This window comes from Mesorhizobium sp. YIM 152430, assembly GCF_029210365.1.
Taxonomy (GTDB): Bacteria; Pseudomonadota; Alphaproteobacteria; order Rhizobiales; family Rhizobiaceae; genus Aliihoeflea.
Map to the genome: position 1 here is coordinate 47,844 of NZ_JARGES010000027.1, position 12,432 is coordinate 60,275.

Below are 12,432 nucleotides of genomic sequence, written 5' to 3' on the forward strand. Positions count from 1 at the left end.
GATCCAATGGAAGGAGCACTGGCATGTCTGACGTAGGTCACAACTCGGAACAGACGCCCGCCGAGCGCAAGGCGGTCTTCATGGGCCACTTCAAGCCGATCGCCGCGCAACTGTCGGTCGTCCAGGAGGCGCAGGCGGAATACAAGCGGCTCCGCAAGCTGGCGAAGGCCGAAAAGATCAAGCTCGCCGATATCGATTTCGCGCTGCGCTGCGCGGAGGTCGAAGACGAGAACGTGATCGTCGACGACCTGAAGCGCAGGGCAGAGATCGCGGCGTGGTTTGCGCTGCCCGTCGAGTTCCAGTCCGACATGTTCGGCGACTTCACCCGCGAGCCGGGCGTCGACCGCGCCCGCCGCGAAGGGCGTAAGGCTGGTGCGCTTGGTGTCGGCGGTAACCCGTATGACGAGAACAGCGAGAACGGCAAGGCATGGGCCGAAGAATGGTCCGCAGAGCAGAAGAAGGCTCTGGAGGCCATGCAGTCCGCGATGGAGAAGCGGAACGCCGAACTGATCAAGGGGCAGGAAGAAGCCGACGGCGATCCCTTCGAAGAAGACGAGGCTGCCTGATGCTGATCCTCGGCCTCGACATCGCGACGACAACAGGGTTCGCCTGGTACGATACCGAGGCGAGCCTATCGGCCATCAAAGCGGGCTCTTTCCGCATCGGCGGAGAGGGATTCGAGAACCGCGCCGGTGAGATGGGCGCCACCATGATCCGCATGCTCAAGGAGCAGCGTCCGGACTTCGTCGCGATGGAACAGCCAACGCGAAACGTCATGCAGCATCGCAAGCAAACTCACGATCTCGCCGGCGAACACGACGAACTCACCATCAATGCCGGGACATCGCTGTTGCTGAACCAACTGACGGGCGCGGCGGCGGCAATCATTCGCGGCTATCGAATCCCGTTCGATGTCATCGCGCCAACATCCTGGCGCAAGCAGTTCCTCGGATTTGGGAAGCGGCCGGGCTGGCAGCGCAAGGATTGGAAGAAGGCGGCACGGGACCGCTGCGCGCAGCTCAGGATCACTGTGACCAATGACGACATGGCAGATGCCGTTGGTGTCGCCTTCGCAGGCGCTTCGCTCCAGACCTTCAAGCATATGCAGGCGAGGGCGGCATGAACGCATTTGCTCGCGATCTCAAGCCAGCTCTTCCCGATGCCGTCGATGCAGAGTGTGCGCTGCTCGGCGCCATCATGCTGAACGCCGACGCTTACTGGCGCGTCGCGGGCTTTCTCAAGGGCCAGCACTTCAAGGAAGACGTGCACCGGCTGATCTACGAGACGATGGGCACGCTGATATCGAGCGGGCGTTCGGCGAACCCGGTCACGCTCAACCCATACATGCCCGCTGGCCTGATGATTGGCGACATCACGATCACGGCCTACCTCGCGCGGCTGGCCGCAGGCGCGATCAACGTCATCAACGCCTACGACTATGCCCGCGCCATCATCGAAATGTGGTCGCGGCACCAGATCATCGCCCGCATGGAAGACGTCATCGAAATGGCACGGTCCATGCCGGCCGACATGACGCCAGAGAGGATCATCGGCCATGCCGCCGGCGAGCTCACCCGGATCGCCCAAGAGGGCAATGAGCGCGCGGGCTCGACCAAGTATGGTGTCGTTCTCCCGGCCGCCGTCGACAAGGCGGCGAAGGACAGCGACAACAGCGCGTCGCGCATCCCGTGGTTTCTGCCGGAGATCGGCCAGGCGCTCGGCGACATCCGCCGCGGCAATCTGATCGGCCTGATGTCGGATTCGGGCGGCGGCAAAACTTCATTCAGCCTGCAGCAGTGCCGTTTCGTGGCAGGACGGGGCTTCAAGTCGGCGTTCTTCTCGATCGAGGTCACGGAAGAGGAGGCGGCTCTCCAGGCCGCGGCGCAGCACAGCAAGATCAGTCTCGGGCGGATCGACAACTTCACGCTCAACTCGAAGGAAAAGGCCGACCTCGAGGCGGAGATGATGGCCTCGACCGATCTGCCATTCTATATCGTCGGCTTTGGCGAGTGCACGCTCTCGGACATCCGGATCAAGGCGGAGGCGATGGTCAAGAGCCATGGGCTCGACCTCATCGTCATCGACCACGCGAAGATGATCACACTGCCGAATCCCAAGGACATGTTCGCCGAGCGGATCAATGCGCTCTACCGCGGCCTCAAGGCGCTGGCGAAGACGCTGAACGTCGCCATCGTGATCCTGATCCAGCGGAACGACGACTGGAAGAATCGTTGGCGCTCTGGCAGCTCCATCCGTCCCGTCATGGGCGACGCATATGGCGGCGGCTCGATCAAGCAGAGCCTGGATGTCTGGTTCTCGCTCTACCGCCCGGAACCGCTCTATCGCGAGTTGATCCCCACCATGCCGCCGGAACGCGCCCGCGACGGAGAGAAGACCAAACGCGAGGTGATGATCGAAAAGCTCGAGATGAGCCGAGGCAAGGCGTGGGTCATCAATCACAAGCGCCGGCGCGGCGAGCCCGGCCAATCACCTGAAATCCGGTTCGACGGCGAGTTCACCATGTTCTCATCGTCGTCCGACGAGATGCCACCTGCATTCGAGGGCTTCTGATGACCAAGGACTTCCTGCCCGAATACAGCCAGATGCCCTACGGCTCGCGCTACCGGCCCTTGTTCAAGCTCTTCGCCGGTGAGAACTGGCGCTTCGTGCGCAAGGACGGTCAGCCCGTCGAGTGCGACACCGCCACCCAGGCGATCGACGCGGCCAAGGCTTGCGTCAAGGCTATCTTGAACCCGGTCATCCGCGCTGAGGTGATCGAGCCCGACGCCATGCTCGACGAGGTCGCCGAGTGGCGCCAGCGCAAGGAAGCTGAGGCCGCAGAGGAGCGCGCCCGGGCATTCCTCGGTCCCGAGACGCTGTTCAGCAAGGGTCGTCAGGTCGTTGTCGAGCGGAGGAGAGCGCGATGACACCACGAGACATGGCAAACGCAATCATTGCCGAGACCGCAGCTGCGCACCGGGCAACTCCTGCCGAAGTGATGGGGCGTAACCTGTCACGTCGCGTCGTGGCGGCGCGGTACGCCTGCATCCGCGCGATTGACGCCGCGTTTGACTGGACACCTTCTCATCTTGGCCGCCTCTTCGGCCGTGACCATTCGACGGTGCTGTATGCGCTTGGCAAGCTCAAGAAGAAGCCAACGGTATGAAGCTCAACGCGCGGATCGAGCAGCAGAAGGCGAGGGATGCAGGAGCGCGCGGCGGCGCCAGAGCGGCTTATATCCAGGCGACCGACCGTCTGTTGGATGAATACGAGCAGGGCAGGGCAGCGAGCGCGGTGCTGGCAGACATGAAGCGGGAGCGAGATGCCTATCGCGCCCGACTCCCCGGCAACCAGAACAGGCCGCGCCATGGCTGACATCTATCGCGTCGCCCGACAGTGCGGCGTCATCCTAAGAGAAGGTCATGAGCATCCGGGGGCGTTTCGACGTCCCCGTGAGTGTTTCTGCAAGCCGACGCTGCGCGAGATCGGCCGAGAGCATGGCGAGGATCATCTTCGCCTTGTGCTCATGCTCATGACCGGCACGAAGACGAACGCTGCCGAGCTCTACGCCGACATGATCAAGGCCGTCTCGTCGGTGCTGGCGCGCAACCCGGATCTCATCAAGCGCCCGTCGCTGGTGCACGATTTCAACGCGATCGATCTCGGCTCGCTCAGGAAGAAGGCCAAGGGCATGAACAGCGGCGTACCCACGACCCATGTCCTTCGTGTTCTGATCGGTCTGAAGTTCTACAGCCCCATCCAGGGCGATCTCATCGAAATGCTCACAGGAGAGGCGGCGGCGTGACCTACGAGGCTTGGACGTACGATGCGGTTCGTGACCGCGTATTGGAAGCGGCAGAAACCCTGATGGCATCGCCGGCAGCGCTCGGACCGCGCATGCTCGGCAGCATGTCCGACATCTTCAGCGAGTATGTCGACGACTACCGCAGAGGCGAGACGACGCGCATCCGGCGCATCCCAGCACCCGGCGCGCTCACCCGCATGGAAGAGACCTGGACATGGATCAACACCATGCTCGAGGAGAAGGAACGCAAGCTCCTCTACGATTACAGCTTCCTCAAGAGCCGAAAAGGCATGTACCTTGCCCGGTATCTGGAGCAAAACGGCGTCATTCGCCGAACTTTCGAGCGCCGTGTAAACAAGGCGTGTCAACGCATTGCGAACAATCTCAACCGGCAGCTATCAGTTCGGTTGACAATGCCGCTGGACGGCGTGTCGCAAATCAGGACAGAAGTCGATCCAACAACGGTATCTTCGGTGTCGTACGCCAAATGGGAACGCGGCGCCGATGCGAAGCCCCAGCACCTCCCTGATCATCCCGATCACAGGAACCTCGTGAGGCAGCTTGCCAGGCGAGCGGGGTGATTAGCTCGCGGGCTGTTCGTCCACGTCACTGGTGTAGTGGCCCGCCTTGATCTTCGACTGCGCTTCCTTGAAACACCAATCTGGGGCGGGGGGTGCGGACCCGCGGGCCGCGTCTAACCGATCCATCAAGGCTTCAAACTCTGCTTGAAACTCTTCGAAAGGGCCAGATCTGCGGATTATAGATATCTGTCGGAACCGGTCGCGTAGATTGGTGAATTCCGCAGCAGAACGACTGATCTCAGACACGCGCATGTCCATGTTCAGCGCGATGTAGATGGAAGGGAAAAAGCCGGCGGTGAGGCTCATGAGAGCGGCGACTGCTTGGGCCCAGTCGCTACGAAGCGTCGTCCCCAAAATTTGGGACGTGGCCACACCGGCTAGCAGGATCGGAGCAATCAGGAAGCCGGCCCGCCACCGCTGAGCGCTCTTTTGCCAAGTGTAAAGGCTAGCCCCCGTATATCGGCAATTGTCCTCTTGGCGGCTGCATTCGTCGACCAGGCTCTGGATGCGAGTGTCCGTCATGGGATCAACGGGATGTCCGTCCCGAATATCTTCTGCCATTCTTCACCCGCTGAAATCGGACGGCTACCTGCCTCGTGTTCGCATGCATTGATAGCGCGATCCCGTGCCGTTCGCGCCTTCGATGTCCAGGCTGAACCCAAACTCATGGCTTCCCAAGTTCCCGGCGCGAACACATAAGAGTTCTCCTTGCCGACAAGGTAAACTAGGAAGTCGCGCACCATCCAGTCATACCAGGTTCGGCTCTTGCCGGCATGTTCCCAGCTGTTGATGAAGTCCACTGCTAGGATTTCAAACCAAAACGACTTAATCGGAACAGCGCAGTGAGTTTGCCAGCGCTTCATCATCTTGACGAGTTCGCGGGTATTGCCATTCGACCGTGTTGTTGAGCTGGATATAGCAACTCGTTCAGCCTCGTAATCCGCCGCCTTATAGCTTCCCCCGCCAGCCGTAATGCATACCCAATATTTTCCATCTTCGAGCTTGAAAGCGGGAATGACCTCGACGTTATAGGAAGAGAATGGAACCACGACAGCCGGGCCGTCCCCGCGTATTGCGGTGTAGGGATAACTCTTGAGAAGTACGCCGCGAATCTCCTGCAAGAGTTGTGACTGCTTGTTGCCTTCGCGTCGCTGGTACTGTTCGTAGACTGAATAGGGCAACTGGAAAAGAACGTCGACATCGCGAGGCGGCCGCATACGAGTGCGTTTCGCCCATGAGCCGATGAAGATCGAGTTGGCCGTGCCGCTGGATGACGCCCAATAGTACAGGTTGAGCGGCTTGATGGCGCTCTCGCGACGATCTCGACCGTTCTGCATCTGGATGTCCGTGAGGGTTAGCCTCTCGAGGAATATGCGGAAGCGTTCCGAGACAGACATGCTTGTGCTCACCGTTTGGCTTTGAAAAACAATCAAAACGTGCATCAGGAAATCAAGCATGGCTAGGGGCGGCAGTCGAACTAATGCCGGCCGCAAGCCCGGCGTCCCCAACAAAGCGTCTGTCGAGCGCCAGAAGAAGGTCGCAGCGACCGGCGCGACCCCGCTCGAATACATGCTGAAGGTGATGCGCAACCCGAAGGCGAGTGACCAGAGGCGGGACGACATGGCGAAATCGGCTGCCCCCTATGTGCATCCCAAGCTCGCGAGCATGCAGCACACCGGGCGCAATGGCGGCCCCATCCAGACCGTCGACCTGACCAAACTGAGTGGCGATGAACTCGATCAGCTCGAAAGCATCTTCGGTCCGCTTGCCGGATCCGGCGACGATGATGCGCCTGATCCGGCAGGAGAGGGCGCGGCGGCAGGATGAGGCCGAACGCAACCGCGTTGCCCGCGACGCCGAACGGATTCGGGAGCGGTGCCAGACGCTGTCCGGGTTCGTCCGTGAGGCCTGGCATGTACTGGAGCCGACGGCAAAGCTGGTCTGGAACTGGCACCTCGACGCGATCTGCGAACACCTCGAGGCGGTGACCGACGGCCGGATAACCCGGCTGCTGGTCAACGTGCCTCCCGGCTCGTCCAAGTCGATGCTGGTCGCGGTGATGTGGCAGGCATGGGAGTGGGGTCCGAAAGACCTCCGCTCGATGCGGTATCTGACGACGTCGTTCAACGATGGGCCGGTCAAGCGCGACACGCGCAAGTGCCGCGACCTGATGCTTTCGGACTGGTACCGGGCTCTATGGCCCGAAGTGGTACTGACCCGCACGGGTGAGACGTCTTTCGCCAACAGTTCGACCGGAACCCGTGAGGGTGTCGCCTTCGGGTCGCTGACGTCGCAACGTGGCGATCGTCTGGTCATCGATGATCCGCACTCCACCGAAACGGCAGAGAGCGCGACCGAGCGCCTGGCGACGACCCGCAAGTTCCGTGAGGGCGCCCAGAACCGTCTGAACGATCAGGAGAAGTCGGCGATCGTCATCATCATGCAGCGCTTGCATGAGGAGGATGTGTCGGGCGTTATCGAGGAAATCGGGATGGACTATGTCCACCTGATGCTCCCGATGGAATTTGAGCCGGAGCGGGCGTGCCAGACCGAAATCGGGTTTCGCGATCCGCGCACCTATGAAGGCGAATTGCTCGACCCTGCGCGCTTCCCTGCGGAGGCGGTGGCCAAGCTCAAGCGCGACATGGGCAGCTATGCTTATGCCGGGCAATACCAGCAGCGCCCGGCGCCCCGATCGGGCGGCATGTTCCAGCGCAGCGACTTTGAGGTCGTCGACGCGGTTCCCGCTGGCGCGCGGCGGTGCAGGGCGTGGGACTTCGCGGCATCGAAGGAAAAGCCCGGCCGGCAGCCGGACTGGACCGTCGGGCTGCTCATGGCGCACCACAAGGGCACATTCTACGTCGAGGACGTCGAGCGTGGCCGCTGGTCTGCCGGCGAAGTCGAGACGAAGCTGAAGAACATCGCGACACAGGACGGATTGAGCGTCACCATCCGAATGCCGCAAGACCCGGGATCGGCCGGCAAGGCGGATGCCGCGACGAAGACGAAGCTGCTTGCCGGACACGCCGTAAAGGTGTTGCCGGTAACGGGCGACAAGGCCACCCGCGCCAAGGGCGCATCTGCCCAGGCTGAAGCCGGCAATGTAAAGGTGGTGCGCGGCCGCTGGAATGAACTGTTTCTGGACGAGGTCTGCTCGTTCCCGAACGCACAATTCGACGACCATGTCGATGCCTTCGCGGACGCTCTGAACGAGCTCGCGCTGGGATCGACCTTCACTCTCGACAATCTCTAGGAGCCGACATGGGAGCCGTGATCGACATCGCGCGCCGGTTCGGCGACAGCCTGACGAACCTTGTGTCGAGGATGGGCACGGAGCGGGACAAGGCATCGCACTCGTTCTACGGCGCCGTGCTGCTCGATGACGCTCAACTCGTCAACTCCTATCGCGGCGCCTGGCTGCCAAGGAAGATCGTCGATATCCCTGCGCTGGACAGCTGCCGCAACTGGCGCAACTGGCAAGGCGATGAGGATCAGATCGAAGCCATCGAGGCCGAAGAGAGCCGGCTGAACCTGCGCGGCAAGGTGCTTGAGGCGCGCACCAAGGCCCGTCTTCTCGGAGGCGCGGCCATTCTGATTGGCACTGGCGAGGCGAACCTGCTTGAACCGCTGGACGACGCCCGTATCGGGCTCGGCGGCATCAAGTATCTGACCGTCTTCACCCGCAAGCATTTGACGGCGGGCGAGATTGATCGCGACCCCGCATCGGAGTTCTATGGCCGCCCGGCGTTCTATCGTCTGACGGGCAAGGACGGCCGGCAAGTGGAGGTGCACCCCTCGCGCCTTGCTGCCTTCCAGGGCAATGCTGTGCCAGATGAGGATTTCGCGCAGTATCAGGGCTGGGGCGACAGTGTGCTCGTCGCGGTCATGGACGCGATCAGGAACGCTGACAGCACGGCCGGCAACATCGCCTCGCTGGTGTTCGAGGCCAAGATCGACATCATCCGCCTGCCCAACTTCATGGCGAACCTGGGCGACGAGAGCTACAAGCAGAAGATCCTCGAGCGCTACACCCTCGCCAACACGGCCAAGGGCATCAACGGCACGCTGATGCTCGACAAGGAAGAGGAATACGAGAGCAAGTCGGCGAACTTCTCGAACTTGCCTGACGTTCTCGACCGATTCCTGCAGATCGTTTCCGGCGCGGCCGATATCCCGGCAACGCGCCTCTTGGGGCAGTCGCCAGCGGGCCTGAACTCCACCGGTGAGGCAGACCTGCGGAACTACTACGACCGCATCTCCGCCATGCAGGAAATCGAGATGACGCCGGCCCTGCACCGGCTGGACGAATGTCTGATCCGTTCTGCTGTTGGTTCGCGTGACCCCGGCATCCACTATCGCTGGGCCCCGCTCTGGCAGATGACCGACAAGGAACGGGCCGACATATTCAAGACCAAGGCCGACGCGGCGCGCGCCATTGCGGGCTCTGGCGGCATGTCTCCGCAGCTCATGCCGATCGATGCGCTGTCGGATGCGCTGGTCAATGCCTTCGTCGAGGACGGCAGCCTGCCGGGCCTGGAGAAGGCGATCGAAGAGTACGGCAAGCTGTCCGAGCAGGAAGAGGACGAGGACGACGTGGCGGCCGCGCTGCCGGCACCTGCGAACACCAATGAGCAGATGCGCCTTGCTGCGAACGATGCCGCGCCGCGCACGCTGTATGTCCGCCGCGATGTCCTCAACAAGCGCGATATCGAGCGCTGGGCGAGGGCGCAGGGCTTCACCGACATCGTGCCCGATCTGCACGTCACGATCGCCTACAGCCGGACGGCGGTCGATTGGTTCTCAGTCGGTACGTCATGGTCGGAAAAACTGGACATCGCCGCCGGTGGTCCGCGCCAGATGGAACGCCTTGGCGATGACGGCCGATACATCGCGCTCCTGATCACGGCGAACGAGCTCGTCTGGCGTCATCGCGAGATCGTCGATGCCGGCGCGTCGTGGGATTGGCCGGACTATCAGCCGCACATCAGTATCCAGATCGGCGGCGACATCGATCTGGCGCAGGTCGAGCCGTACCAGGGCAGGATCGTGCTGGGGCCAGAGGTTTTCGAAGAGGTTCACGGGGTCGACGTACGAAACTGATCGACCGGAATTCGTCGACTCCTACTTCTCCCGCCGATAGACGTCAGAATTGAAGCGGGGTTCCGAATACTCAACGAGAATGTGCTTTTCGACCGTGATCGAGCTTTTCAGCGCTTTTTCGGCAATGGACTTGATCTCATTGAACGCCTTCTCGGCGCTTTGCAGATCGTAGAACGCGCCGACGATTGTCGCGTTCGGCAACCGGTGCCAGGCCCCTTCCGAACTCAACATCCATGTTGCCCAGCCAAGCTTGATCGCAGCGTCTCGAAACGCAGGGTAAGGGCTGGGGTTGGCGTCTGCGAGGTCGTATGTCGCTAGAAATCTTGGCAATTCTTCCTCCCTCTTGCTGCGCTCGCAGACTGTTGTGAATGCAGCCAGGAGTCGACATCCGACGAGGGTCTTTTACATGCAATTCACAGACGCTGTAACCGTCGCGGGGACGCGCCGGACCGGTGACGGCTATCTTGTCGCCGACGCCAAGGCCGTCCGCACGGGCATCCAGCTCTATGCGGGCTCCGAAGTCGGCCGACCTGACCTTGCTATCGTTCGGGTCTACCGATCCGAGGACGAGGTTCGCAATACGGACAGCCTGCGCTCTTTCAGCCATGCGCCGATCACCGTCGAGCATCCCGCCGTCTCGGTTAACGCCAAGAACTGGAAAGACTTCGCCGTCGGTGAGGTCAGCACGGCGGCGACATGGGACGGCAACCGCATTTCCCTGCCGCTGATCCTGAAGGACGCCAAAGCCATTGAGGCGGTGACAGGCGGCAAGCGCGAGCTTTCGGCCGGGTACACCTGCGACCTGGACTGGACCGCCGGCACGACCAAGGACGGCCAGGCCTTCGACGCTCAACAGAAGAACATCCGCGCCAACCACGTCGCCATCGTCGACCGTGGCCGGGCCGGTTCCGAATGCAGGATCGGTGATGCCGAACCGCATAAGTGGGGCGTGAGCCCTGTCAACCTCCAGACTGCAGATGAAAGGACCATCCAAATGGATCTGCGAAAAGTGCTGGTCGATGGGCTCACGGTCGAAACGACCGATCAGGGTGCCCAAGCAATCGACAAGCTTCAGAACGCCCTCAAGGATTCGGCCGCTCGCGTCGAAACCCTGACGGCTGATCACGCCAAGGCCATCGCCGCCAAGGATGGCGAACTGGCAAAGAAGGATGCCGAGATCGACGCCCTCAAGGGCAAAGTTCTCGACGCCGCCGCGCTCGACAATCTCGTGCAGGCCCGATCGGCACTCGTCGACACGGCCCGCAAGATCGCGAAGGACGTCAAGATCGACGGCCTGACCGATGCCGAAATCCGCAAGGCGGTCGTCACCGCCAAGCTCGGCGATGATGCGGTCAAGGACAAGGCCGAGGCGTACATCGATGCACGCTTCGACATCCTTGCCGAGGACGCCGCCAAGGCCGCCGACCCGGTGCGCCAGGTTCTCCGTTCCGGCGTCCAGTCGAACGACGCCGCCACTGCCGACGAGGACAAGGCCTATGCCGCGTCCCTGGCTGATCTCAACCGCAAGACGGAGGCCGCATAATGGACCCGCTGCAGACTTCTTATCCCGATCGGCAGGCGCGCTGGGTCGAGGGCATGATCCCCGACATGCGCACGCCGGGCCAGGACATCTCCATGAACGTGGAGACCGCCGCCGGTATCGGCTTCGGCAAGGTGGCCGTGCAGGGCACCGCGGACAACCAGATCCGCGTCTCCGCTGCATCGCGAGCTTTCCGAGGCGTGACCGTGCTCGACACGACGCAGCTGCAGGACAGCTACCCGCAGTATGCGACGGCCCGCGTCCGCACCAAGGGCCCGATCGTCGTCACGGCGGCTGTCGCCGTCGCTGCGGGCGCTCCGGCCTACTACGTGCCGGCATCGGGTGCATTCACCAACGTCGAGACCGACAACACGCTGGTTGGCACGTGGGAAACCACGACCTCCGGCGCCGGTCTCGCCGTGCTCAACCTGAGCTAATCCTGAAAGGAACGAGGAAATGAAGCACTTCCAGATGGATGCTCAGGTCGCGATGAGCTTCGCGGTCTCGCAGGCATCCCGCATCAACGCCACGGTCTACCAGACCCGCTATCCGGCGATTCGGTACCGTGGCCTCGTGCCGGTCGATACGACCGGGCCGGAATGGGTGAAGTCGATCACCTATTTCTCGCTCGACGGCGTCGGCCAGGCGGAATGGATGAACGCGGGCGCGGACGATGTGCCGCGCGCCGAGCTCATCCGCGCCAAGACCGAAACGACCGTCTCCATGGCGGCTATCGGCTACGGCTGGAATCTCGAGGAACTGGCACAGGCCCAGATGCTTGGCGTCGACCTTGCCCCGCGCAAGGGTCAGGCTGCGCGTCGCGCTTCCGAGGAGTTCATCGATCAGGTTGCCTTCTTCGGCGACGTGGCGAAGGGCTTCTACGGCGTCACCAACCAGCCCGGCGTTACAGCCGGCGACGTTGCTGCGGTTGGGACGGGCTCTTCGACGGAGTGGGCGAACAAGACGCCGGGCCAGATCCTCGCCGACGTCAATGCCATCCTGTCGGGCGTGTTCGTCGACAGCAACACGGTCGAACTCGCAGGCGTCCTGCTTCTGCCCTACACGCAGATGCACTACCTCGGCACGACCCTGCTCAACGACAATGGCGCCGAGCGCACCATCCTGTCGTGGCTGCGCGAGAACAACGTCTACACCATGGAGACAGGCCAGCCGCTCACGATCCGCGCCGTTCGCGGGCTGGAGACTGCCGGCGACGGCGGTACGGCGCGCATGGTGGCCTACCGGAACGATGAGGAAGTGCTGCGGCTCAACATGCCGATGCCCTTCCGCTTCTTCCCGGTCTGGCAGACGGGTCCGTTCCGCTACGAGGTGCCCGGTGCATTCCGTATCGGCGGCGTCGATGTCTCTCTGCCTGGCGCGATGCGCTACGCGGACGGCATCTAAGG

General features: G+C 62.3%; 17 protein-coding genes. 14 read left to right on the forward strand and 3 right to left on the reverse strand.

Annotated features, from left to right (window positions below; all coding sequences use genetic code 11):
* Nucleotides 1-23: 23 nt before the first annotated feature.
* The 8 genes from PZ895_RS07910 to PZ895_RS07945 are packed head-to-tail and all read left to right on the forward strand — an operon-like array spanning nt 24 to nt 4,386.
* Entirely contained in the window at nt 24-566 is a 543-nt protein-coding gene (locus tag PZ895_RS07910; protein ID WP_275838478.1) for a hypothetical protein, read from the forward strand.
* Nucleotides 566-1,123, forward strand: a complete 558-nt coding sequence (locus PZ895_RS07915) for a hypothetical protein (RefSeq protein ID WP_275838479.1) — start codon at nt 566-568, stop codon at nt 1,121-1,123. Before PZ895_RS07910 ends, PZ895_RS07915 begins: the two co-directional genes overlap by 1 nt.
* Nucleotides 1,120-2,571 carry a DnaB-like helicase C-terminal domain-containing protein gene (locus tag PZ895_RS07920; protein WP_275838480.1) on the forward strand — a complete coding sequence of 484 codons (1,452 nt, stop codon included), beginning with the start codon at nt 1,120-1,122 and terminating at the stop codon, nt 2,569-2,571. Before PZ895_RS07915 ends, PZ895_RS07920 begins: the two co-directional genes overlap by 4 nt.
* Nucleotides 2,571-2,927, forward strand: a complete 357-nt coding sequence (locus PZ895_RS07925; protein ID WP_275838481.1) for a hypothetical protein — start codon at nt 2,571-2,573, stop codon at nt 2,925-2,927. The genes PZ895_RS07920 and PZ895_RS07925 overlap by 1 nt, the downstream gene beginning before the upstream one ends.
* Nucleotides 2,924-3,166: a helix-turn-helix domain-containing protein gene (locus tag PZ895_RS07930; protein WP_275838482.1), complete on the forward strand. Its 243-nt coding sequence runs from the start codon at nt 2,924-2,926 to the stop codon at nt 3,164-3,166. The genes PZ895_RS07925 and PZ895_RS07930 overlap by 4 nt, the downstream gene beginning before the upstream one ends.
* Nucleotides 3,163-3,375, forward strand: a complete 213-nt coding sequence (locus tag PZ895_RS07935; RefSeq protein ID WP_275838483.1) for a hypothetical protein — start codon at nt 3,163-3,165, stop codon at nt 3,373-3,375. Before PZ895_RS07930 ends, PZ895_RS07935 begins: the two co-directional genes overlap by 4 nt.
* Nucleotides 3,368-3,805, forward strand: coding sequence for a hypothetical protein (locus PZ895_RS07940; protein WP_275838484.1), 438 nt, complete (start codon nt 3,368-3,370; stop codon nt 3,803-3,805). Before PZ895_RS07935 ends, PZ895_RS07940 begins: the two co-directional genes overlap by 8 nt.
* Entirely contained in the window at nt 3,802-4,386 is a 585-nt protein-coding gene (locus PZ895_RS07945; RefSeq protein WP_275838485.1) for a hypothetical protein, read from the forward strand. The genes PZ895_RS07940 and PZ895_RS07945 overlap by 4 nt, the downstream gene beginning before the upstream one ends.
* Here the strand turns inward: PZ895_RS07945 and PZ895_RS07950 are convergent, their stop codons facing one another.
* Nucleotides 4,387-4,947 (reverse strand): SLATT domain-containing protein, encoded by a 561-nt coding sequence (locus PZ895_RS07950; RefSeq protein WP_275838486.1) that lies wholly within the window; start codon nt 4,945-4,947, stop codon nt 4,387-4,389. It abuts the gene before it with no gap.
* Nucleotides 4,905-6,008: a hypothetical protein gene (locus tag PZ895_RS07955; RefSeq protein WP_275838487.1), complete on the reverse strand. Its 1,104-nt coding sequence runs from the start codon at nt 6,006-6,008 to the stop codon at nt 4,905-4,907. The genes PZ895_RS07950 and PZ895_RS07955 overlap by 43 nt, the downstream gene beginning before the upstream one ends.
* Between PZ895_RS07955 and PZ895_RS07960 the strand changes: the two genes are divergently transcribed.
* Genes PZ895_RS07960 through PZ895_RS07970 form a run of 3 tightly spaced genes read left to right on the forward strand, consistent with a single transcriptional unit; the run spans nt 6,007 to nt 9,486 of the window.
* Nucleotides 6,007-6,213 (forward strand): hypothetical protein, encoded by a 207-nt coding sequence (locus PZ895_RS07960; protein WP_275838488.1) that lies wholly within the window; start codon nt 6,007-6,009, stop codon nt 6,211-6,213. The genes PZ895_RS07955 and PZ895_RS07960 overlap by 2 nt on opposite strands.
* Nucleotides 6,170-7,639 carry a phage terminase large subunit gene (terL, locus tag PZ895_RS07965; RefSeq protein WP_275838489.1) on the forward strand — a complete coding sequence of 490 codons (1,470 nt, stop codon included), beginning with the start codon at nt 6,170-6,172 and terminating at the stop codon, nt 7,637-7,639. Before PZ895_RS07960 ends, terL begins: the two co-directional genes overlap by 44 nt.
* Nucleotides 7,640-7,647: 8 nt before the next feature.
* Entirely contained in the window at nt 7,648-9,486 is a 1,839-nt protein-coding gene (locus PZ895_RS07970) for a phage portal protein (protein ID WP_275838490.1), read from the forward strand.
* Between the two features lie 21 nt (nt 9,487-9,507).
* Here PZ895_RS07970 and PZ895_RS07975 read toward each other — a convergent pair whose 3' ends face one another.
* Nucleotides 9,508-9,687: a hypothetical protein gene (locus tag PZ895_RS07975; protein ID WP_275838491.1), complete on the reverse strand. Its 180-nt coding sequence runs from the start codon at nt 9,685-9,687 to the stop codon at nt 9,508-9,510.
* A 205-nt stretch (nt 9,688-9,892) separates the two neighbouring features.
* Here PZ895_RS07975 and PZ895_RS07980 point away from each other — a divergent pair, with 205 nt between their 5' ends.
* From PZ895_RS07980 to PZ895_RS07990, 3 genes are read left to right on the forward strand one after another with little or no spacing between them, the layout of a single operon-like run.
* Nucleotides 9,893-11,029: a DUF2213 domain-containing protein gene (locus PZ895_RS07980; RefSeq protein WP_275838492.1), complete on the forward strand. Its 1,137-nt coding sequence runs from the start codon at nt 9,893-9,895 to the stop codon at nt 11,027-11,029.
* Nucleotides 11,029-11,463, forward strand: a complete 435-nt coding sequence (locus PZ895_RS07985) for a DUF2190 domain-containing protein (protein WP_275838493.1) — start codon at nt 11,029-11,031, stop codon at nt 11,461-11,463. The genes PZ895_RS07980 and PZ895_RS07985 overlap by 1 nt, the downstream gene beginning before the upstream one ends.
* 19 nt (nt 11,464-11,482) lie before the next feature.
* Nucleotides 11,483-12,430: a major capsid family protein gene (locus PZ895_RS07990; protein WP_275838494.1), complete on the forward strand. Its 948-nt coding sequence runs from the start codon at nt 11,483-11,485 to the stop codon at nt 12,428-12,430.
* The last annotated feature ends 2 nt before the right edge of the window (nt 12,431-12,432 follow it).

Coding starts and splice junctions, on each gene's coding strand:
- PZ895_RS07910 (WP_275838478.1), top strand. CDS start 24: ATGTCTGACGTAGGTCACAACTCGGAACAGACGCCCGCCGAGCGCAAG.
- PZ895_RS07915 (WP_275838479.1), top strand. CDS start 566: ATGCTGATCCTCGGCCTCGACATCGCGACGACAACAGGGTTCGCCTGG.
- PZ895_RS07920 (WP_275838480.1), top strand. CDS start 1,120: ATGAACGCATTTGCTCGCGATCTCAAGCCAGCTCTTCCCGATGCCGTC.
- PZ895_RS07925 (WP_275838481.1), top strand. CDS start 2,571: ATGACCAAGGACTTCCTGCCCGAATACAGCCAGATGCCCTACGGCTCG.
- PZ895_RS07930 (WP_275838482.1), top strand. CDS start 2,924: ATGACACCACGAGACATGGCAAACGCAATCATTGCCGAGACCGCAGCT.
- PZ895_RS07935 (WP_275838483.1), top strand. CDS start 3,163: ATGAAGCTCAACGCGCGGATCGAGCAGCAGAAGGCGAGGGATGCAGGA.
- PZ895_RS07940 (WP_275838484.1), top strand. CDS start 3,368: ATGGCTGACATCTATCGCGTCGCCCGACAGTGCGGCGTCATCCTAAGA.
- PZ895_RS07950 (WP_275838486.1), bottom strand. CDS start 4,947: ATGGCAGAAGATATTCGGGACGGACATCCCGTTGATCCCATGACGGAC.
- PZ895_RS07960 (WP_275838488.1), top strand. CDS start 6,007: ATGGCGAAATCGGCTGCCCCCTATGTGCATCCCAAGCTCGCGAGCATG.
- PZ895_RS07955 (WP_275838487.1), bottom strand. CDS start 6,008: ATGTCGTCCCGCCTCTGGTCACTCGCCTTCGGGTTGCGCATCACCTTC.
- terL (WP_275838489.1), top strand. CDS start 6,170: ATGATGCGCCTGATCCGGCAGGAGAGGGCGCGGCGGCAGGATGAGGCC.
- PZ895_RS07970 (WP_275838490.1), top strand. CDS start 7,648: ATGGGAGCCGTGATCGACATCGCGCGCCGGTTCGGCGACAGCCTGACG.
- PZ895_RS07980 (WP_275838492.1), top strand. CDS start 9,893: ATGCAATTCACAGACGCTGTAACCGTCGCGGGGACGCGCCGGACCGGT.
- PZ895_RS07985 (WP_275838493.1), top strand. CDS start 11,029: ATGGACCCGCTGCAGACTTCTTATCCCGATCGGCAGGCGCGCTGGGTC.
- PZ895_RS07990 (WP_275838494.1), top strand. CDS start 11,483: ATGAAGCACTTCCAGATGGATGCTCAGGTCGCGATGAGCTTCGCGGTC.